Raw genomic sequence first — 21,179 nt, 5'->3', positions numbered from 1 at the left:
CGGCCAAGGCGAACCGCTGCTGCTGCTGCACGGCAACGGCCAGTCGATTGCAGCCTGGCACCGGCAGATTGCGGAGCTGGCAAAGCACTTCCGGGTACTGGCCGTGGATACGCGCGGCCACAGCCGCAGCCTCGACGAAACCCGTCCGGAGCTGACCTACGACCTGCTGGCCGAGGACGTGGGCCAGCTGCTGGACCACTTGCAGCTGCGCCAAGTGCGCGTGCTGGGCTGGAGCGACGGGGCCAATACCGCCCTGCACTTGGCCCGCCGCGCCCCCGGCTACGTAGCCGCGCTGGTGCTGGTGGGGGCCAACCTACCCCCCGCCCCCGAGGCCGTGGACCCCGCCCTGCTAGCGTACCTGCAACAGGAGCTGGCCGCCCTGCCGCCCACCTCGGCCGCGGCGCGCTGGTACCAGCTGCTGTTACAGGAGCCCCACCTGCGCCCCATCGATCTGGCCGGACTGCGCGTGCCCACGCTGGTTTTGGCCGGGCAGTACGATATCATCCTGAAAGCGCACACCCGTGCCCTGGCGGCAGCCATTCCCGGCGCCCGCCTGCATATTTTCCCCGAAGCCTCGCATTTCGTGCCGCACGAGCAGCCCCGGGAGTTCAACGCCCGGGTGCTGGAGTTTCTGGGCGTGCAGCAGCCCTGACCGCCCGATGTAGAGACGCGTATTCGCGTCTCGTCGTTACTGACGTTGTTCAAGTAGGTGGCGCGGCTCCGGTTGTTCAACGACAAGACGCGAATACGCGTCTCTACATCCGGCGGGTGGCGCGGTTCCGGTCATTGAACGACGAGACGCGAATATGCGTCTCTACACCGCCACCGGGGCTTTGATGGCGGGCCAGGGGTCGTAGTTTTCCAGAGTGAAGTCCTCGTACTGGAAAACGAAGATGTCCTGTACCGCAGGGCTCAGGCGCATCCGGGGCAACGGGCGGGGCTCCCGGGTGAGCTGGAGGCGGGCCTGCTCTAGGTGGTTGCTGTAGAGGTGGGTGTCGCCGCCGGTCCAGATGAACTCGCCGGGCTCCAGACCGGTGACCTGGGCCATCATGAGGGTGAGCAGGGCGTAGCTGGCAATGTTGAAGGGCACGCCCAAGAACACGTCGGCGGAACGCTGGTAGAGCTGGCAGCTGAGGCGGCCGTCGGCCACGTAGAACTGGAATAGGGCGTGGCAGGGCGTCAGGCGCATCAGCGGCAGCTCGGCCACGTTCCAGGCTGATACCACCATGCGGCGCGAATCGGGCTGGGTGCGCAGCAGGTGGACCATCTGGGCAATCTGGTCGATGCTCTGGCCGTCGGGCGTGGCCCAGCTGCGCCACTGCTTGCCGTAGATGGGGCCGAGCTGGCCATTTTCGTCGGCCCACTCCCGCCAGATGCTCACGCCCACGTCTTCCAGCGACTGGTTGCTGGTGTCGCCGCGCAGAAACCACAGCAGCTCGTGGATGATGCTTTTCAAATGCACCTTCTTGGTAGTCACCAGCGGGAAACCCTGCTGCAAATCAAACCGCATCTGATAGCCGAACACCGACAGCGTGCCGGTGCCGGTGCGGTCGGTTTTCTGGGTGCCGTGGTCGAGGATGTGCTGGAGCAGGGTGTGGTACTGGTTCATGGAGCGGATGGTAGCGTAAGCTTTAGCGTGCGCCGAAGCGGACAAGCCGCCAAAAATAGAAAAAGCCGCCCGGTTCGGGCGGCTTTTCTGGCCGGATGGCTTTCGGGGGAAACGCGGCGTGCCTACCGCTTGCTGATTTTGTTGTGGGTGATGCTGCGCTGCTGGTTGCTTTTGAAACCGTCCACGTCGTCGGGACGGAGGGCGCGGTGCTTGGTGGCGCGGCCGCTCATACGCGCCCGCCACATCCGAAACGAGGACGCCTTCATTTCGCGGCGCATCAGGGCAATGACGTCCTTTTCGGCCAGGCCAAACTGGGTTTCAATGGCCTCGAACGGCGTGCGGTCCTCCCACCCCATTTCGATGATGCGGTCAATGTCTTCGGGAGATAAAGCAGCGGCAGAAGCGGGATTTTCGGGCATCGGAGGACGATTTGTACGGGGCTAACGTGCCCGGCACTTCTGCAACCGTCGGGCTTTGGGGGATGTTTTGGGCGGGTGGGAACACAAAAAAGCCACTCCTTACGGAATGGCTTTCTGGTATCATACCTGATTATTGAATTTACGCTCCTGCTTCGGCAGGCTTCTTTTCGTGGCGCTGCACGGCGGCCCGGATGCGGGTGGCGAGGCCATACAAATCGTCCAGCGACGTAATATCAACCCGCTCCCCGCCTTCCTGATCGAATACGGTTACGTACTTCTTGCTGCCGTTGAAGTGCAGCCGGCAAATGGGCTTGCGGTTGTTATCGTCCAGCAAAATACCGCAGTACGATTGCACGTCGCGCATGACCACCCGGTTCACGGCTACCATCTTGCGCAGGATAGCCCGCACAATCATAAAGCCTTCCGTTTCTTCCACAGTGGTTTCGATTTCCTTGTCTACGGGCTCAGCCGCCACCGAAGTAGCAGCCGTTTCCAGCGTGGGCAATGTCGGTACTTCGGTTGCCAATATGCCGTTGCCGGTATCCAGCATGGCTGACCGCAGCCGCATGGTGATTTTGTCGTTCAGAAACTGATGGAACGACCGATGCACCAGCACGCTGAACTGCTCCTTGAGTTTGGGCGTCAGCACGCCGTCGTAGATCTGCTTGGAAACGAAATTGATGAAATCGGCTGAAGGCTGGGTGAATTGCTCGTCAAAATACTTCTTGAAGGCCCGCATGTACTTCAGATTGTAGGCCGCAAAAAGCAGGTCTTCAATGTTGAAAGCGGCCTTGCTCAGTTTCTTGATTTCGGCCACATCGGATTCCTGGAAATTGAATAAGTCAAACTCCATGAAGGGCCGCTCATCCATCTTGTTGGGCTGCTCCAGATCAGTAAATAGCCGGTAATGCACGCCGTTGGTAAGCACCGCAATCCGGGCTTCCGTAACGTGGAAATAGCGGAATAGCTGGCTGGCATTGTTAATAGTCAGGTCGCCGCCCACGTGTTTGCACTCGAACAGGATAATGGGCTTGCCGTCGCGCATGATGGCATAATCAATCTTCTCCCCCTTTTTCGTGCCGATGTCACAGATAAACTCGGGCACCACTTCCGTCGGATCAAACACGTTGTAGCCCAGCGCATTGATAAATGGCATCACCAGCGCGTTCTTCGTGGCTTCCTCGGTTTGGATGTGGGTGATTTGCTTCTGCGCCCGGGACGCAAGATTGGTCAGTTGGTCAATAAGCTCCATACAGTTTATTAGAATTGTTACACATTCCCTAAATGTATTTACTAAGGCCAAAAACGCAAAAAGCCGCTCGATTTGAGCGACTTTTTGTTTACTACTTGATTTATAGCCTACAGCGACTTCACAACCGGCGCGGCCGGTGTAACAGCCGCCGTTTTGGCACCTTTCTTCATGCAGCACGAGGGCGTGCCGGCGGTGGCACCGGTTTTGGCGCACTTGGCGGCCATTTCGGAGGAGCAGGCTTCTTTCTTCTTGCCTTTGGCGGCGGCTTTGTCGCCCTCGTGGGCGGTAGCGGAACCGGCGAAGGCGAACAGGGCGAGGGCAAGCAGGGCGTTTTTCATGGGACGTATCGAAGTAAAGAGGAAACAAAAACCCAAAAGCCCGGGTTGGCTCCTGGTTGCCCTAAAGTAGCGCGGATTCGGCAGAAACCCGCGCGGCGGCAGGCCTACCTTTGTGGCGGCGCTTCGGCGGCCACTTTTCGTTCAACGATGCGCGCAGCTCCGGCGGCGCGGTACTGGTTTCTATGCCCCTTCGCAAACTCGCGCACCTGACGCTGCTGGCCCTCGGGCTGCTCACGGCCCTGGCCGGGTTTTTCGTGGCCCAGCTGCGGTTCAACTACAATTTCAACGACTTCTACCCCGCCGGCGACCCGGACCTGGACTACTACGAGCAGTATGCCGGCCGCTTCGGCAACGACAACGACTACGTGCTGCTGGGCCTGGAAGCCCCGGCCGGCCAGACCGTGTTCGAGCCTCGGTTCCTGACCAAGGTCGATTCGCTCACGCGCTTTATCCGGGCGCGGCGGCACGTCACGCAGGTATCCTCGCCGACGACGGCCAGCAACCCGGTGGTGGAAGGGCTGGGCGTGTTCAACGTGCCTTACCTGCACCCGCAGGAGCCCGAACGGCGCGCCACCGACTCGGCACTGGTGTACCGCACGCCGGGCCTGGTAGGCAACCTGATTTCCCGGGATGCGCGGGCCGTGACTATCCTGTTCCAGACCTCGCCCAACCTGAGCAAACCGCCCGGCGACTCGCTGCTGGCGGCCGTGCGCACGGAGCTGGCCCGCCAGGGCATCCCCGAAAACGAGTACCACCTGGCCGGCAAGATGGTGGCCCAGTCGGTGTTCGTGGACCGGCTGCAGATGGAGCTGCTGGTGTTTATGAGCCTCTCGGTGGTGCTCGTGACGGGGCTGCTGTGGCTCACGTTCCGGACCTGGTGGGGCGTGGTGCTGCCGCTGGTAGTGGTGCTGGGCTCCATTCTGTGGGGGCTGGGCGTGATGTCGGCCTTCGGGGTGAGCATTGACCTGATGACGGCGCTGCTGCCGGTAATGCTGTTCGTGGTGGGCATGTCGGATACCATCCACATCATCACGCGCTACGTCACGGAGCTGGGCTACGGGGCCAGCAAGAAGGCTTCGCTGCTGATTGCGCTCAAGGAATCGGGCTTCGGCTCGGGGCTCTCGGCGCTGACGACCAGCATCGGGTTTTTCACTTTGATGACCAGCACCATCCGGCCGATTTACAACTTCGGGCTGTTTACGGGCATTGCCGTGCTGCTCACGTTCGTGCTCAGCTTCACGCTGCTGCCGGCCATGCTGCTGCTGCTGGGCAAGCCCCAGCTGCGGGTGCCCCGCGAAACCGGCCACAGCTGGGACGGCGTGCTGGGCCGCCTGTTCCGGACGGTGCTGGCGCGGCGGCATTGGGTGGTGGCCATCAGCGCGGTGGTACTGGGGCTGTCAGTGGCCTCGGCCTCCACGATCCGCATCAACTCGGCCCTGCTCGACGACCTCTCGCAAAACGACCCGGTGAAGCTGGATTTCAAGTTTTTCGAGCGGCAGTTTGCCGGCGTGCGGCCTTTCGAGCTGGATTTGAAGCCAGCGCCCGGCCGCTCGGTGTACGACCTGAACGTGCTGCGCCAGACCGAGCAGATTGAGAACTATCTGCAAAAGGATTACGGCCTGAACTTCGTGGCCTCGCCCGTCACGCTCATCAAATCGGTGCGCAAGGCCCTGAACGGCGGCCTGCTGGCCGAGTACCGCCTGCCTGATTCGGAGGCCGAGCTGGCGCGCCTGATGCGCAAGGTGAAGCTATTTCGCAAGAAGCCGGAGTTCCGGGCGCTGGCCCTACCCGACGGCTCCGAAGGCCGCCTCACCGGCCGCATGCCCGACGTGGGCAGCGTGCGGGCCGGGCAACTCAACACCGGCCTGCGCCGCTTCCTGCGCACATCCGTGGACAGCACGGTGGTGCAAACCCGCCTCACCGGCTCGGCCAACCTCATCGACAAAAACAACGAAACCCTCACCCGCAACATGATTACGGGCATGAGCATCGACATTCTGATGGTGACCCTGATTGTGCTGCTGCTGTTCCGCTCGGTGCGCATGACGGTGGTGGTGCTCATCCCCAACCTGGTGCCCATCCTGATTGTGGCCGGCGTGATGGGCGCGGCCGGCGTGAGCATGAAGGTGAGCACCAGCATCATCTTCACCATTGCCTTCGGTATTGCCGTCGACGACACTATTCACTTCATCTCGAAGCTGAAACTGGTGCTGCTCCAGGAGCCCAGCCTGTTCAAAGCCGTGCGCAAAACCTACCTGATGGCCGGCAAAGCCGTCATCGTCACCTCCCTGATTCTGGTAGGCGGGTTTTCGACGTTGATATTTTCTTCGTTTGATGGGACTTTCTACGTGGGGCTGCTGATTGGCCTGACGCTGCTGTTTGGGGTAGTGGCCGAGCTGACGTTGCTGCCGATTCTGATTCTGTGGTTTTACCGGCACAAGCCGAAGGAAATACGGCAGCCGGTGCCGGCGTTGGGGGGGTAAAATAATCTTTATATAGAAACGGCCGGCCCGCTTTTAAAAAGCGGGCCGGCCGTTTCTGGTGTTGGCTGCTACTGATCAGGGCTTGACCAGCGTAAGGCCTACCGGAGCTAACAACGGACCTTCGTCGTAGAAATTGAGGTAGAGCAGCACGGGTTTGGTACTTCCAGCCCAGGTTACTTCGTATACATCCAGCATGCCCATTCCGCCGATAATGCCATTGGGCGTTTTGAAAGCGCAGCAGCTGCCGCGCCGCCGGTAGCTGATTTCTTCGCCGCCAGGACCGCGCAGAGCGTTTAGGTAACGCTGCTGGTTGCGGGCACCCGAGTCGGTTTTGCCGCCCACACAAACGGGCTTCTGCTGCGTTACACCATATTCTGGGTCGGTGGCTGCAGCAAGCCCGGAAGCCGGGGCTACAGTTTGACGCGCATTGTCATAGTAGCTTTGCGGTAACTTGGTAGAGCCGCTAATGTTCGGTTTTTCATTGGTGCCAGAAGTAGTTTTGGCAGTCTTGCAGGCGGGCATAGCCAGCACCGCACATAGACTTAGTAGATAGACTATACGTTTCATAGAATCGATTTACACAAAATCGCCTTTCACCCCACTCCCTGCCCCATCTTATTTTGGTTTCCTCATCCGTTTCACATCGCTTCTCTCTGTTTTTTTTATCAGCAGGTCTGACCTTGGGTTCTACCCTCGCCCAAACGCCCGCCACCTCCCCCGACGACCCGCTGCCCCGCCTGATTCAGGAGCGTCAGCAGATGGTGCAGCAATACGAGGCTGCCAACGGCCAGCGCAACGCCTTTCTGGCCAACAAACCCAGCAAAAAAGACCTGCAGGAAGTGGTGGATGCCCTAAAAGGCATCATCCGCAAAGACACCGAGATTGTGCGGGCCGTGCAGGCCGCCACCCTGCGCAAAACTGCCGCCGTGGTAGCCGAAAACCAGCAGGCCCGCCAGCAAATCACCGTCGCCCAAACCGACCAGAGCAGCACCCAGGAGCGTTTTCACGACCTGGAAAACCAGATTGCCAACCTGCAGGAGCGCGACCGGCAGCGCGAGAAAAAGCTCCAGGACCTGCAAGCCACCGCCGACGAAGCCACCGCCGCCCGCACCTCCCGCGAGCTGCTGGCCGCCGCCCTAGCCGTGCTGAGTGCGGGTTTGCTGTTCTACGTGCTAAAGCTGCGCGGCCAACGCAGCGCCCCGGTGAAACGCCGGAAGTAGTATAGAATGTCATTCCGAGCAGCGCGAGGAATCTCGCGTGCTGACGTTGTTAACGTACTCCTGTCATGCTGAGCGCCGCCGAAGCATCTCTACCGCTGACTAACCTCATTGAACGATGTAGAGACGCGACACTTCGCGTCTCCTGCCAGAACGAATCGGCCGCCCCAACGTCAGCAACAAAGAGACGCGAAGTGTCGCGTCTCTACAATCGACCAACGAAGCGGTAGAGATGCTTAGGCAGGCTCAGCATGACGTTCTGTTATCTCAACGCCGCTTCTCCCCCATGCTCACCCCTGCCGCCCAGTTCCTGACCTACGCCGAGGCGGTGGCGCTGTACCAGCAGCTCCGGGACGCCGACGTGGATGCGCTGGTAAAAACCTGCGGCCCGCCCTCCTTCCCCTTCGGTGACGGCATGTATTACCAGCTGCTGATTGAGCAGGCCGACGTACCGCTGGCCCAGGCCCTGGTGGAAGCCTTTGAGCAACAGCGCGCCACGCCGCCGGTACTGCGCTGCCCCCGCTGCCGGGCCGAGGGAGCCGCGCCGCTCACCCGGCCGGCGTGGTGGCAGCGGCTCTATTACGCGGGCACGGTGCTGCACCGATGCCCGCAGTGCCACGCGGAATTTCCGGTGTAATGCCACGGTTTTAGCTACCATGAACCTGTCCGAACACTACGCGGCCATGCGGGAGGCCACCATGCACCGGCTGCTGCACGAAGGTGCCGACCCGGACTTGCTGCTCCATTCACCGCAGGACAACCGCCGGGGCCTCACGCTGCTGGTCCGGCCCCCGGCGCCCATCACGGCAGCCATCGAAACCATACTGGCCGATTTTCGGCACCTGGAACCTGCGCAGTACTACTACCCCGCCGCCGATGTTCACCTCACTATTCTCTCCCTCATTTCCTGCTACCCGGGCTTTACCCTGGCCCAGATTGACCCGGCCGCGTACCATCGTGCCCTGCGAGATATTACTTGGCTGGCGCGGCCCTTCCGGATTCGCTACGAGGGACTCACGGCTTCGCCCGGCGGGATTATGGTGCAGGGTTTTCCGGAAGATGAAGGCTTGGAGGAACTGCGCGAGGCCACCCGGATTTTTTTCCGCGCCTCCGGGCTACAACAGTCCATTGATGCGCGCTACAGTATTCACACGGCCCATTCCACCGTCATCCGCTTCACGCGCCCGCTCACCGATGCGCCGATGCTGGTGGCCCGGCTGGCGCAGTATCAGGAGCAGTTCATCGGTACGTTTGTGGTGGATGCGGTAGAGCTGGTGTTCAACGCCTGGTACCAGCGCGCCCGTACTACCGAGCTGCTGGGAACGTACCCGTTGGGCCGGCCCTGACTACCTTGCCGCCACCTTTCCATTTCCTGCCCATGTCTACCACTTATCCGTTTCTGGTTGCCGACCTCGAAGACCAAGCCACGCCCGGCCGCCAGCAGCGCCTGCTGGTGAATCTGTCCAACATGGACGACTATTACAACGTGTTCGAGAAGTACGGTTTCAGCGGCAGTGGGGCCAGCTGGGCTGAGCACATCGAAACCATCCTGGAAGAACACGCCCCCGCCCTGCTCGACCATGTAGAGCTGCTGGGCCAGGGCGAAATCTTCGGGGTCTACACCGACGGCCCCGGCGCTACCGAGCAGTTTCTGGCCCTCATCCAGCCCATCTTCGGCGACCTGGGCAGCCTCAGCAAATACCTCAGCCAAGCCGACCCCGGCGACTTTTTCGAGTAAGGCACAGACCTGCTTTTTCCGGCTAAGCGCCCGGATGCCGGCTAATTTTCCCGCCGACCGTGCTTTTTTTGCGTAAATGCCACGGCCGTTTCCTACCACGGCGCTTCGCATTTTTTCGCATGAAAATACTCCTAGTGGAAGACGAGCCCAAGCTGGCGTCTTTCGTGAAAAAAGGCTTCGGCAACGAAGGCTACGAAATTGAAGTGGCCTACGACGGCCGCGTGGGCCAGTCCCTGATTCAGCAGAACCGCTATGACTTGGTGATTCTGGACGTGAACCTGCCCTACGTGAACGGCTTCGAGCTGTGCCGACTGGTGCGCCGCCAGGATGCCCGCGTGCCCGTGCTGCTGCTCACCGCCCTCGACAATCTCGACGACAAGGTTACGGGCTTCGAGGCCGGCACCGACGATTATCTGGTGAAGCCCTTCGAGTTCAGGGAGTTGCTGCTACGGGCGCGGGTGCTTATGCGCCGCCACACCGAGGCCGCCACCGTGCAGCCCACCCTGCGCATTGCCGACCTGGAGCTGAACCTCGACGCCAAAACCGTCAGCCGCGCCGGCCAGCGCATCGACCTGACCACCAAGGAATATTCCCTGCTGGAATACCTGCTGCTGAACCGGGGCAGAATCATTTCCCGGGTAGATATTGCCGAGAAGGTCTGGGAGTTGAATTTCGACACCAACACCAACGTCATCGATGTGTACGTGAGCTACCTGCGCAAAAAGCTCGATAAAGGTTACCCCGTAAAGCTCATCCACACCGTGGTGGGCATGGGCTACGTGCTGCGGGAAGGGTAGGCAAAGGTGAAGTTGTGCCCGGTAGCTCAGCCAACCGTCATGCTTCGGCTCCGCTCAGCATGATGTTCTTCTTCTATTCTATCCACACACCCTAACGGGATAAGAGCCTGCACGCTGCTCAGCATGGCGGCTGCCCACCCCATTTCACCACTTCACCACCTGATTCATGCTCATCCGCAACAAGCTGATTCTGCGCTTTACGCTGCTGGTGGTGGGGATTCAGCTGTGCTTTTCGGCGTTTCTATACTATTTCCAGGCTACTACCCGGGAGCAGCGGTTCATGACGCGCCTCACCACCAAGGCCACTATGACCACCCGCCTGCTGGTGCGGCGCGGGGGCCGGGTAGATGAAAGCCTGCTGCGCCAACTGCACCGCCGCGACCTGTTCACCATCCCGCAGGAGCAAGTCAGTATTTACGGCCCCGGCCAGCACCTGCTCTACACCAGTGCCGATAACCTCAGCCAGCGCCTGAACTCCCGGCAGCTGCGGCGGGTGCAGCCCGGCCGGCCGGTGCGCTTTGCCGATGGCGAGCTGGAAGCCGTGGGCCTGCTCTACCAGTACCGGGGCCAGCCCTACTGGCTGTTTGCAGCCGGCCACGACGATTTTGGGCTGAGCCAGCTGCACAAGCTGCGCCTGATTCTGCTGGCGGCTAACCTGGGGGCGCTGGTGCTCATCATTCTGGCCGGCTGGTACTTTGCTGATGAGTCGCTGAAGCCGATTTCGCGGGTGGTGCGGCAGGTGGAGCGCATCACGGCCTCCCGGCTCAGCGTGCGGGTAGATGAAGGCAACGGCACCGATGAAATTGCCCAGCTGGCCCGCACCTTCAACCACATGCTGGGCGGCGTGGAGCAGGCCTTTGAGTCGCAGAAAAGCTTCTTGAGCAACGCCAGCCACGAGTTGCGCACGCCGCTGGCCTCGGTGCTGGGCACCCTGGAAACCGCCTACGCCTACGACACCACCCTACCGGAAGCCCGCCAGAGCATTGGCTCGGCAGTGGAAGATATCAAGAAGCTCATCGAGCTGACCAACGGCCTGCTGAGCCTGGCCCAGGTTACCGATCCGGCGTTCCGGCAGCAGCCCGTGCGCCTGGATGAGTGTCTTACCCAGGCCCTGGCCGCCTGCCAGCGCCGCCACCCCGGCCGCGAGCTTCGCCAGGAATTCGGGAACCTGCCCGCCGAGGTAGACGACGTGTTTATGGTGCGCGGCAACGAGCAGCTGCTCACCACGGCCCTTCTCAACCTGCTCGATAACGCCTGCAAGTACTCCGCCGGTCCGGTGCGCGTGGTGCTGGGCTACCCCACGCCCGCCGTGCTGCGGGTGCAGGTGCTGGACGAAGGCATCGGCCTGGAGCCCCACGAGCTGGCCCGCATCTACGAGCCGCTGTACCGGGCCGGCTCGGCCACTGCGGCCCCCGGCTACGGCCTGGGCCTGCCCATGACGCGCAAAATCGTGCAGGTCCACGGCGGCGAAATCCGCCTCACCTCCCAGCCCCGCCACGGCACCACCGCCACCATAGAGCTGCCGACGGCGGCGGCGTGAGGGTGTGAGGGTGTGAGGGTGTGAGGGTAAAATAGAACGTCATTCCGAGCGCAGCGGAGCGAAGCCGAGGAATCTCGCTTGCTGACGTTGCCACAGTAATCCTGCCGTTTGGCCAGGCGAGACGCGGTCATGCGCGTCGGTTGCTGAACGGTTTCCCAGTCCAGGTCGCCCAGCATCTCGTCGGACCCAAAGCCGGACACCCTACGAAACGGTAACTGCCCGACGGTACCGAACCAAGGGGCCAGCGGGGCCTTTTAACCTCTTCTAATTTCCTTCTCATACCGTTTTAATCCCGCCACGCGTGCTTTGGGGGATGATGGGGAAACGGACCATGCTGCGCGGCTCCCGCGCCCTGTTGCTGGGGTTACTGCTGGGCACGCTGCTGCTGTCCACGGGGCTGAACCTGTACCTGCTGTGCCAGGAACCCGCCTACCCGCTGGCCTACGACCCGGACGGCCCGTTGCTGGAATCGGCGGCCGAGCTGGAGCTGGTGCAGACGCGCCGGGCCCTGGCCGAGTGCCGGGCGCGGCAGCCGCTGGCCGTAGCCGCTCCCGATTCGCTGACCGTTCCCCTACTTTCTGCTACTCCCTGAGCCACCGGCGTTTTGCCGCTGGCTTTTCGTGTTTTCCCGCTTCCTGTTTTCATGCTTCCCCGCCAACAACACGTCCTCAACGCCCTGGCCACCTGCGCCACTGCCTGCGACCAATGTACCACCCTCGGCCTGGCCAACCTACCGCTTCTGGCCCACCTGCGCAGCTTCCGCCTCAGCCGCGACTGTGCCGATTTGTGCCGCCTGACGGCCGCTTTCCTGGCCCGCGAGGCCGAGCACACGCCCCACCTGCTGCGCGAGTGCGCCGAGCTGTGCCGGGCCTGCGCCAACGCATGCACCCAGTTCGATACGCCCCAGCACCGCGCCTGCACCGAGGCCTGCCGTCGGGGCGAGGATGCCTGCCGCACGGCCTTCGTGTAAGGCCCGGTTTTAACCTTTTCTAATGTGAGCCTCACGCGGCTCTAATGCCGGCGCGGCAGCTTTGTAACGAACCCTCTGCCCCCATCCTTCTCCTATGCCTGTTTCCTTGTTGAAATCTTTCCGCTGGCTGTTGCTGCCGCTGACCGCCGCCACCCTGGCCGGCTGCGGCGCCGACAGCGCGGCTGAATCTGCCACCGCCACGGAAGCGCCGCTTTCCCTGCCCGTAGTACAGCTCGCGGCCCGCGACACGGTGCTGAGCCGCGAGTACGTGGCCGACGTGCAGGCCACCCGCAACGTGGAGCTGCGGGCCCGGGTGCGGGGCTTTCTGGAAAAGATTTACGTGGATGAAGGCCAGAAAGTGCGCCAGGGGCAGGCCCTGTTTCACCTCAACGACGCCGAGTACAAAACCCGGCTGGCGCGCACCCAGGCCACGCTCAACAACGCCCTGGCCCAGGCCCGGGTGGCCAGCCTGGAGCTGGATCGGGTGCGGATGCTGACCCAGAAGAACATCATCTCCAAAACCGAGCTGGACGTGGCCCAGGCCAAGCTCACGGCCGCCCGCTCCACGGTGCAGGAAGCCCGCTCGGCCGCCACCAACGCCGCCCTCATGCTCAGCTACACCACCATCCGCGCCCCGTTTGACGGCGTGGTGAACCGGGAGCTGCTGAAGGTGGGCAGCCTCATCGACGACGGCACGCTGCTGACCACGGTGTCGGATACGCGGGCCGTGTATGCCTACTTCAACGTGTCGGAGGCGGAGTATCTGGGGTACATGAAAACGCGCCGGCAGGATTCGGCCCGCAGCACCAACCAGGTGCGGCTGGTGCTGGCCGACGGCACGCTCTACGCCCCCACCGGCCAGATTGAAACCGTGGAAAGCCAGTTTCAGGCCGGTACCGGGGCCATTGCGTTCCGGGCCCGCTTCGCCAACCCCGAGCGGCTGCTCAAGCACGGGGCCACCGGCAAGGTGCGTCTGGCCAACACCGTAACCGACGCGCTGCTCGTGCCCCAGAAGGCCGTGTTTGAGCAGCAGGACAAGAATTACGTGTACGTGGTGGATGCCCGGGGCCAGGTGCGCCAGCGCAACTTCGTGCCCCAGAGCCGCCTCGACGCCTTTTACGTGGTGGATAGCGGCCTGAAAGCCGGGGAGCGGATTGTGTGCGAAGGCGTGCAGGACCTGCGCGACGGCTCCCGCATCACGCCCCGCCCGGTGACCCTCGCCAGCCTGACCACCGCTTTGTAGCCGGTCAGCCTAGCAGCGTCAGTCCGTCATGCTGAGCGAAGGCGCAGCCGCAGTCGAAGCATCTCTACCGCTTCGTTGCAAGACTAAACCCAACGAAGTGGTAGAGATGCTTCGGCTTCGCTCAGCATGACGGGCTGACGGCCTACCAGCCCGCCGTCCAGCGGCACACCTCCTCACTTACTCCCAATCTATGTTTTCTATCTTCATCAGACGGCCGGTTTTGTCGCTGGTTATTTCGCTGTTTATCACCCTACTGGGCGTGGGGGCGCTGTTCACGCTGCCCGTCACGCAGTTCCCCGACATCGTGCCACCGTCCGTGACGGTGCGGGCCAAGTACAACGGGGCCAACGCCGAGGTGTCGGCCAAGGCCGTGGCCACGCCGCTGGAGCGGGCCATCAACGGGGTGCCGGGCATGACCTACATGAACACCGTGACCACCAACAACGGCACCACCCTGGTGGAGGTGTTCTTTGAGGTGGGCACCGACCCCGACCTGGCCGCCGTGGCCGTGCAGAACCGCGTAACCACCATTCTCGACGAGCTGCCCCAGGAGGTGATTAAGGCCGGCGTGGTGACGGAAAAGGAAGTGAACAGCATGCTGCTGTACCTGAACATCGTCAGCGAAGACCCCACGGCCGACGAGCAGTTCATCTACAACTTCGCCGACATCAACATTCTGCAGGAGCTCAAGCGCATCAAGGGCGTGGGGCTGGCCGAAATTCAGGGCAGCCGCGAGTACGCCATGCGCGTGTGGCTCAAGCCCGACCGGATGCTGGCCTACCGCGTGGGGGCCGACGAAATTGTGGAGGCCATCCAGACCCAGAGCGTGGAAGCCGCCCCCGGCCGCACCGGCGAAAGCTCGGGCCGCTCGGCCCAGGTGCTGCAATACGTGCTGCGCTATACCGGCAAGCTCTTCGAGCCCGAGCAGTACCGCAACATCGTGATTCGGGCCGAGGCCGACGGCTCGGTGCTGCGCCTCAAGGACGTGGCTGACGTGGAATTTGGGGTGCAGACCTACCGGATGCTGTCCAAGAGCAACGGCCAGCCCTCGGCGGCCATCCTGCTCAAGCAGCTGCCCGGCTCCAACGCCTCCGACGTTATTGCGCAGGTGAAGGCCCGCATGGCCGAGCTGAAAGCCACCAGCTTCCCGCCCGGCATGACCTACAACATCAGCTACGACGTGTCGCGCTTCCTTGATGCCAGTATTCACGAGGTAGTGCGCACGTTGTTCGAGGCGTTTTTGCTGGTGTTCGTGATTGTGTACCTGTTTTTGCAGGACTGGCGCTCCACCCTTATTCCGGCCCTGGCCGTGCCGGTGGCCCTCGTCGGCACCTTGTTTTTCATGCAGCTGCTGGGCTTCAGCATCAATTTGCTCACGCTGTTTGCGCTGGTGCTGGCCATCGGCATTGTGGTCGATAACGCCATTGTGGTGGTGGAAGCCGTGCACGCCAAGATGCACGAAAAGCACCTCTCGGCTATGGACGCCACCTTGGAAGCCATGCACGAAATCAGCGGGGCCATTATTGCCATCACGCTGGTGATGTCGGCGGTGTTTATTCCGGTGTCGTTTATGAGCGGGCCGGTGGGCGTGTTCTACCGCCAGTTTTCGCTCACGCTGGCTATTTCCATCGTCATTTCGGGGTTGAATGCCCTCACGCTCACGCCGGCGTTGTGCGCACTGCTGCTCAAGGAACCCACGCCGGATGCCGAGCGCACCGGGCTGCTGGGCCGCTTCTTTGCAGGCTTCAATAGCCGCTACGAGCGGTTTGCTGATGGCTACCAACGCTTGGTGCGCACCATGGCCAGCCGCCGGCTGGTGACGGTGGCGCTGCTGCTGTTCTTCTTCGCGGCCACCTGGGGCGTTAACTCCGTGCTGCCCACCGGCTTCATTCCGAGCGAAGACCAGGGCATGGTGTACATCAACGTGACCTCGCCGCCCGGTGCCACCATGGAGCGCACCCAGCAGGTATTGCAGGAAGTGCAGCACGTGGCCCAGGCCATGAAACCCGTGGAATCGGTATCGACGCTGGCCGGCTACTCGCTCATGAACGACGTGTCGGGGGCCAGCTACGGCATGGGTATGATCAACCTGAAAGGCTGGGATGAGCGCAAAGAGTCGGTAACCGAGCTGATGGCCCAGCTGCGCAGCAAAACCAAGCACATTACCGGGGCGCAGGTGCAGTTCTTCACCCCGCCCACGGTGCCCGGCTTCGGTAACGCCGGCGGCTTCGACTTGCGGGTGCTGGACCGCACCGGCCGCGGCGACCTGCGCCGCACCGACGAGGTGACGGACCGGTTCATCAAGGCCCTCAACAACACGCCGGCCATCGAAAACACCTTCTCCGGCTTCGACCCCACCTTTCCGCAGTACCTCATTCATCTGGATGCCGACCTGGCCGCCAAGAAGGGCGTGACCGTGGCCAGCGCCATGGGCACCCTGCAAACCCTGATGGGCGCCAACTACGCCGCCAGCTTTATCCGCTTCGGGCAGATGTATAAGGTGATGGTGCAGGCCCTGCCCGGCTACCGCACCAAGCCCGAGGACTTGCTGAAGCTCTACGTGAAAAACAATCGGGGCGAGATGGTGCCCTACTCCACGTTTGTGCGCCTGGAGCGGGTGTACGGCCCCGAGCAGTTCACGCGCTACAACATGTACACCTCGGCCACCCTCAACGGCGACACCGCCCCCGGCTACTCGTCGGGCGACGCCATCAAAACCATTGAGGCAGTGGCGGCCAAGGAGCTGCCGCGCGGCTACACCTTCGAGTGGAGCGGCATGACCCGGGAGCAAATCATTTCCGGCAACCAGGCGCTCTACGTGTTCGGTATTGTGCTGGTGTTCGTGTATTTGCTGCTGGCGGCGCAGTACGAGAGTTTCCTGCTGCCGCTGCCGGTGCTGCTGAGCTTGCCTACCGGCATCTTCGGGGCGTTTCTGGCGCTCAAGCTGCTGGGGCTGGAAAACAACATCTACGCCCAGGTTTCGCTGGTAATGCTGATCGGCTTGCTGGGTAAGAACGCCATTCTCATCATCGAATTCGCGGTGCAGCGGCAGCAGGAAGGTTTGTCGGTGCTGGATGCGGCCGTGGAAGGCGCCCGCTCCCGGTTGCGCCCCATCCTGATGACCTCTTTCGCCTTCGTGGCCGGTTTGATTCCGCTGTGCATTGCCACCGGCGCAGGTGCCATGGGCAACCGCAGCATCGGCACGGCCGCGGCGGGCGGCATGCTCATCGGCACGTTGTTCGGGGTGGTCCTGATTCCGGGCCTTTACGTGCTGTTTGCCCGCGACAAGAAGCCGGCCCAACCAGTGTCCGAGCCCACGGCTCACCCCGTTCCCGCCGCCCACCCCGAGCCCGCCCACGCGGCCGCCTAACCCTGCTCTATGACTCTGTTCCGCCTGTTCCGTACTTCCTTCTCTGGCTTCCTCTCTTCCGCAGAGCGGGAACCCGCAACCGCTGGCAGCCAGCCGCTGGCAGCGGATAGTCCCTCGAAAACCAGCTCCTCTGCTTCTGCCCGGGGGCTGGGGGGCCTGGAGGTGCGCCGCCTGCTGCTTTTGCTCACGCTGGCGGCCCTGGGCAGCTGCCAGACCATGCAGCCGGTGCTCACGCCCCGCGCCACGGCCGTGCCAGCCACGTTCGGCACGGCCGCCGCCACTGCGGGGGCAACCGACTCGGCGTCCATTGCCGCCCAGCCCTGGCAGCAGTTCTTTGCGGATCCCAACCTGATCGGGCTGCTTGATACGGCCCTGCGCGCCAACCCCGATTTGCTGATTGCCGTGCAGCGGGTGGAAGTGGCCCGCGCCAGCGTGCAGGCGGCCCGGGGGGCACTGCTGCCCGCCGTCAACGGCGTGGCCGCCGCCAGCGCCGACCGGTTTGCCACCCTCAGCGGCACCGGCTACAACGCAACCAACGACGGCCGCCAGCTGCCCACGGTGGCTCCCGACTACTTCCTGGGGCTGCGCAGCGCCTGGGAAATTGATTTGTGGGGCAAGCTGCGGAGCCGCCGCCGGGCGGCCGTAGCCCGGATGCTGGCTACCGAGCAGGGCCGCCGGCTGGTGCAAACCGCGCTGGTAGCCCAGGTGGCCCGCCTGTATTACGAGCTGCTGACGCTGGACAGCCAGCTGGACGTGCTGGGCAAAAACGAGCGGCTGCAAAGCCGGGCCCTGGAAATTGTGCGGGTGCAGAAGGTCGGCGGCCGGGCCACCGAGCTGGCCGTGCAGCAGTTCACGGCCCAGCTGCTGCGCACCCGCAGCGGCGAGGTGGAAGTGCAGCAGCGCATCCTGGCCACTGAAAACCAGCTCAACCGCCTGCTGGGCCGCTACCCCCAGCCCATTGCGCGGGGCCTGCCCATCCAGCAGCAGCCATTGCCTGCCGTGCTCACCACCGGGCTGCCGGCCGAGCTGCTGCTGCGCCGCCCCGATGTGCAGCAGGCCGAGCTGGCGCTGCTGGCCACCAAGGCCGACGTGGCCGCCGCCCGGGCCGCCTTCCTGCCTTCGCTCACCTTGTCGCCGTACGTGGGGCTGAACGCCTACAAGGCCTCGCTGCTGCTGAGCACGCCCGGCTCTTTGGCCTACGGGCTGCTGGCCGGCGTCTCGGCCCCGCTCTTCAACCGCAACGTGCTGCGGGCCGAATACACCCAGTCGGCGGCCCGGCAGCGCATCGCCTACTTCGAGTATCAGCGCAGCATCCAGACCGGGTTTGAGGAAGTAACGACCAGCCTGCGGGGCCTGCAGAACTACCAGCGCGTGTACGCCCTGCAGCAGCAGGAAGTGGCCGCCCTGACCAAGGCCGTGGACATTTCCAACGACCTCTACACGGCCAGCTACGCCACCTACCTGGAAGTCATCACCGCCCAGCGCAGCGCCCTGGAAGCCGAGCTGAACCTGACCACCACCCGCCGCGAGCAGTTCCTGCAGCTCATCGACCTGTACCGCGCCCTGGGCGGCGGCGCCCCGCTGGCCACTTCAGACGCGGCCGCGTTGCGCTAGCGCCCGGTAGCCGGCCTTATACCCAAAGAGCCGCGCCAGTTGGCGGGGCTCTTTTTGTTCATTATCAAAAAACACTAAGCCTCAACGGCTGGCGCGGTAGCCGCTGAAGCGTAGTGAATAGGCTGGTTATACCCCACCTGTTACAATTCTCCGCAGTCGTCGGAGCCGATGGGGGCGCCGTCGGGCATGGGGAGGGCGGGCGCGGGCTGGAACTTCTCGGGGGCCTCCTCGAACTGCTGGATGGTGCGCAACCCCAGCAAAGCGGTGGCACGGCGGTTTTCGTCGCGGGCTTTCCGGTCTTTTTCTAGCTGCTGCTTCAGCTCCTCCACCTTCAGCGCAGTTACGGCCTGCACGCTTACCGGGGCCTGGGCGGCGGCGGCCAGGGCCAGCAGTTTTTGCAGGGTGAGCATCTGCACAAGGCGCTGCAGCTCGCCGGCGTAGCCGGTTTCGGGCTTGCTGCCCCAGGTCTGGGCCAGTAGCTTATCGAGCACGGCGCGCAGACCGGGCTGCTCGGGGTGGCGGGCGTGGTACTCCTCCAGACGGGCCGCCCGCTGTGGATTCAGCAGAAACTCCAGCGTGGTAGCCGCCGCCGATTCGGCCGCGCCGAGGGCATCGAAGGTGAGGCCGGTGCGGGCAGGGAAGGTTTCGCGGCTGCGGCCGTAGTTCACGGGGCGCGGCGGAATCTTGGCCAGCAACTCCTCCGGCAGGGCCAGCTCCCGGGGCGAAATCGTGCGCAGCAGCGCGTCAAAGGCCTTCCACTGCTCCGCGGGCGTCACGAATTGCGTAACGGTCTGGCCGTCGCCCTTCAGGGCGTAGGTGTAGTAGAGGCCGCCGAGCTGCTTGGCCGCCGCTTCCACCTGGTAGCGCTGCAGCAGGTACATGGGCACCAGCACCTCCTCCAGCATAGCCATGGGCTGGCCGGGAGCCAGGGCTTTTTCGGAGAAGCGGCTGAGCAGCTGTCGGCGCACGTCCATGAGGCGGTTGAGCTCATCGGCGGCGTTGGGGCCGTCGTCCCAGAGGTGGGCCGTGGGGTGCGCGCCCCCGGCGGCGCGGGCATCGGCATCGGAGATGAACACGTAGCCCTCGGCCAGCGTCTGCTTGATAATGGCTTGCAGGGCCGCCTTTTCATCGGCTCGGGGGCCGAAATCCTGGTAGCCGTAGAGGATGGCGCGCTTGTCCCAGCTGCCAATGCCGACGGCGTAGGCCTCGCTCAGATTGATGCTGCCATCGGGCCGCATCTTGATGCGCGGCATGGGGTAGTCCATCACCGACGACCGTTCGCGGGTGCTGGCCGAGTAGTTGTGGTAGAGGCCCAGGGTGTGGCCCACCTCGTGAGCCGCCAGCTGGCGCAGGCGCGCCACGGCCATCTGCAGCATCTCGGGGCTGGTAGGTTTACCATCCTCGTAGGGTTGCAGCAGGCCCTCGGCAATCAGGAAATCCTGGCGCACCCGCAACGAGCCCAACGACACCTGCCCCTTGATGATTTCGCCGGTGCGCGGGTCCGTGATGCTGGCCCCGTACGACCAGCCCCGGGTGGAGCGGTGCACCCACTGAATCAGGTTGTAGCGGATGTCCATCGGGTCGGCGTCTTCGGGCAGCAGCTTCACCTGAAACGCATTGCGGTAGCCGGCGGCCTCAAAGGCCTGGTTCCACCACGCGGCGCCTTCCATGAGGGCGGAGCGCACGGGTTCGGGCGCGCCCCGGTCCAGGTAGTACACCAGCGGCTCCACCGCCTCACTCTGGGCAGCGGTGGGGTCTTTTTTAACCAGCCGGTGGCGCACGAGCTGCCGCTGCATGATGGGCTGGTCGATGGGCGTGGCGTAATCCATAAACTCGTTGGCGTAGTAGCCGGCGCGCGGGTCGAAGGCGCGGGGCGTATAGCCGGCATCTGGCAGCTGGATGAAGGAGTGGTGCATATGCACCGTCACGGCGTTGGGGTCGGGCGTTACGGACCGGATTTCGCTCCCCTTGGCCTTGCCAATGAGGGTGATGACGGCCTCAAACTCGGAGTTCTGCGGGAAGCCCTTAGTGTTGGGCAGAAACACCGCCGAGCGGCTTTCCTCGGCCTTATAGCTACCCTGTTTCAGGTCGTCGAGCCGGTCACCGAGCTGGTGGGAGTCGCGCAGCAGGAAAGGCGTGAGGTCAACCAGCACGCGGTTGCCTTCCTGGGCCTCGGACTTGAAGCCCCAGATAACGGACTGCGCAAACGCCTGCTCCACCGATTTGCGTTCGTCGGGGTTGGGGCTCACGGCGCGGTAGTCGTAGTTGGGCTGCAGCAGCAGAATCTTGGGGCCACTCCGCACGAACTTCACGATGCGCTGCTGCCCGATCTGGCCCCGATCAAGGCCCAGATCATTGGAGCCCACGCCGTGGGGCAGGCTGCTTACGTAGAGGATTTCCTGGTCGAGCTTGTCAATTTCCAGCAGAATCCGGCCGCCTTTCTCATCCCAGTAAAACGGGAAATAACCCGGAAATTTCTGGAGGCCCTTCGTCTTTTCGGCCAGGGTTTGGGCCGAAGCCAGCGGCGCACTCAGCAGGAAGCTGCCTAACAGCAGGGAGTAGATGTTTTTCACGCAGTAAGAGAGAATA

19 protein-coding genes are annotated in these 21,179 nt (G+C 63.2%); 13 read left to right on the top strand and 6 right to left on the bottom strand.

All coding sequences use genetic code 11. The annotated features are described in order from the left end of the window. Nucleotides 1–16: 16 nt before the first annotated feature. Nucleotides 17–652, top strand: a complete 636-nt coding sequence (locus EI293_RS09755; protein ID WP_125436995.1) for an alpha/beta fold hydrolase — start codon at nt 17–19, stop codon at nt 650–652. Nucleotides 653–814: 162 nt separating this feature from the next. Here EI293_RS09755 and EI293_RS09750 read toward each other — a convergent pair whose 3' ends face one another. The 4 genes from EI293_RS09750 to EI293_RS22090 all read right to left on the bottom strand — a co-directional run bounded on the left by EI293_RS09750 (nt 815) and on the right by EI293_RS22090 (nt 3,618). Next, nucleotides 815–1,609, bottom strand: a complete 795-nt coding sequence (locus EI293_RS09750; RefSeq protein WP_125437177.1) for a thymidylate synthase — start codon at nt 1,607–1,609, stop codon at nt 815–817. 122 nt (nt 1,610–1,731) lie between these two features. Then, complete coding sequence (locus EI293_RS09745; RefSeq protein ID WP_125436993.1) at nt 1,732–2,028, bottom strand: TIGR03643 family protein; 297 nt, start codon at nt 2,026–2,028, stop codon at nt 1,732–1,734. A gap of 139 nt (nt 2,029–2,167) precedes the next feature. Beyond that, on the bottom strand, nt 2,168–3,280 hold the full coding sequence (locus EI293_RS09740) for a type I restriction endonuclease (RefSeq protein ID WP_125436991.1): 1,113 nt from the start codon (nt 3,278–3,280) through the stop codon (nt 2,168–2,170). Nucleotides 3,281–3,387: 107 nt separating this feature from the next. Continuing rightward, nucleotides 3,388–3,618, bottom strand: a complete 231-nt coding sequence (locus EI293_RS22090) for a hypothetical protein (protein ID WP_170170323.1) — start codon at nt 3,616–3,618, stop codon at nt 3,388–3,390. Between the two features lie 182 nt (nt 3,619–3,800). Between EI293_RS22090 and EI293_RS09730 the strand changes: the two genes are divergently transcribed. Continuing rightward, nucleotides 3,801–6,101: an efflux RND transporter permease subunit gene (locus EI293_RS09730; protein ID WP_125436989.1), complete on the top strand. Its 2,301-nt coding sequence runs from the start codon at nt 3,801–3,803 to the stop codon at nt 6,099–6,101. 75 nt (nt 6,102–6,176) lie between these two features. On the opposite strand, the gene EI293_RS09725 is transcribed toward EI293_RS09730, so the two are convergent. Next, nucleotides 6,177–6,668 (bottom strand): 2-dehydro-3-deoxyphosphooctonate aldolase, encoded by a 492-nt coding sequence (locus EI293_RS09725; RefSeq protein ID WP_125436987.1) that lies wholly within the window; start codon nt 6,666–6,668, stop codon nt 6,177–6,179. 113 nt (nt 6,669–6,781) lie between these two features. On the opposite strand from EI293_RS09725, the gene EI293_RS09720 reads away from it, so the two are divergent. The 11 genes from EI293_RS09720 to EI293_RS09670 all read left to right on the top strand — a co-directional run bounded on the left by EI293_RS09720 (nt 6,782) and on the right by EI293_RS09670 (nt 18,590). Next, complete coding sequence (locus EI293_RS09720; RefSeq protein ID WP_125436985.1) at nt 6,782–7,321, top strand: hypothetical protein; 540 nt, start codon at nt 6,782–6,784, stop codon at nt 7,319–7,321. Nucleotides 7,322–7,604: 283 nt separating this feature from the next. Continuing rightward, entirely contained in the window at nt 7,605–7,955 is a 351-nt protein-coding gene (locus tag EI293_RS09715) for a hypothetical protein (protein ID WP_125436984.1), read from the top strand. Nucleotides 7,956–7,974: 19 nt separating this feature from the next. Further along, nucleotides 7,975–8,664, top strand: a complete 690-nt coding sequence (locus tag EI293_RS09710) for a 2'-5' RNA ligase family protein (protein ID WP_125436982.1) — start codon at nt 7,975–7,977, stop codon at nt 8,662–8,664. 32 nt (nt 8,665–8,696) lie between these two features. After that, on the top strand, nt 8,697–9,056 hold the full coding sequence (locus EI293_RS09705) for an Imm51 family immunity protein (protein WP_044002222.1): 360 nt from the start codon (nt 8,697–8,699) through the stop codon (nt 9,054–9,056). Between the two features lie 119 nt (nt 9,057–9,175). Continuing rightward, nucleotides 9,176–9,853, top strand: a complete 678-nt coding sequence (locus EI293_RS09700) for a response regulator (protein WP_125436980.1) — start codon at nt 9,176–9,178, stop codon at nt 9,851–9,853. A 166-nt stretch (nt 9,854–10,019) separates the two neighbouring features. Continuing rightward, a complete protein-coding gene (locus tag EI293_RS09695; RefSeq protein WP_125436978.1) occupies nt 10,020–11,393 on the top strand; it encodes a sensor histidine kinase in 1,374 nt (457 codons plus the stop codon). A 313-nt stretch (nt 11,394–11,706) separates the two neighbouring features. Beyond that, nucleotides 11,707–11,985 (top strand): hypothetical protein, encoded by a 279-nt coding sequence (locus EI293_RS09690; protein ID WP_125436976.1) that lies wholly within the window; start codon nt 11,707–11,709, stop codon nt 11,983–11,985. Nucleotides 11,986–12,036: 51 nt separating this feature from the next. Further along, complete coding sequence (locus tag EI293_RS09685) at nt 12,037–12,363, top strand: four-helix bundle copper-binding protein (protein WP_125436974.1); 327 nt, start codon at nt 12,037–12,039, stop codon at nt 12,361–12,363. A 94-nt stretch (nt 12,364–12,457) separates the two neighbouring features. Next, entirely contained in the window at nt 12,458–13,606 is a 1,149-nt protein-coding gene (locus tag EI293_RS09680; protein ID WP_125436972.1) for an efflux RND transporter periplasmic adaptor subunit, read from the top strand. A gap of 190 nt (nt 13,607–13,796) precedes the next feature. Then, on the top strand, nt 13,797–16,976 hold the full coding sequence (locus EI293_RS09675; RefSeq protein ID WP_125436970.1) for an efflux RND transporter permease subunit: 3,180 nt from the start codon (nt 13,797–13,799) through the stop codon (nt 16,974–16,976). 9 nt (nt 16,977–16,985) lie between these two features. Further along, nucleotides 16,986–18,590, top strand: coding sequence for a TolC family protein (locus tag EI293_RS09670; protein ID WP_125436968.1), 1,605 nt, complete (start codon nt 16,986–16,988; stop codon nt 18,588–18,590). 140 nt (nt 18,591–18,730) lie between these two features. Here EI293_RS09670 and EI293_RS09665 read toward each other — a convergent pair whose 3' ends face one another. After that, nucleotides 18,731–21,163 (bottom strand): zinc-dependent metalloprotease, encoded by a 2,433-nt coding sequence (locus EI293_RS09665; RefSeq protein ID WP_125436966.1) that lies wholly within the window; start codon nt 21,161–21,163, stop codon nt 18,731–18,733. Nucleotides 21,164–21,179: the final 16 nt, after the last annotated feature.

The sequence above is a fragment of the Hymenobacter perfusus genome, assembly GCF_003944765.1.
In the GTDB taxonomy this organism is placed as follows: Bacteria; Bacteroidota; Bacteroidia; order Cytophagales; family Hymenobacteraceae; genus Hymenobacter; species Hymenobacter perfusus.
This window is presented reverse-complemented; position numbering and strand designations above follow the sequence as displayed.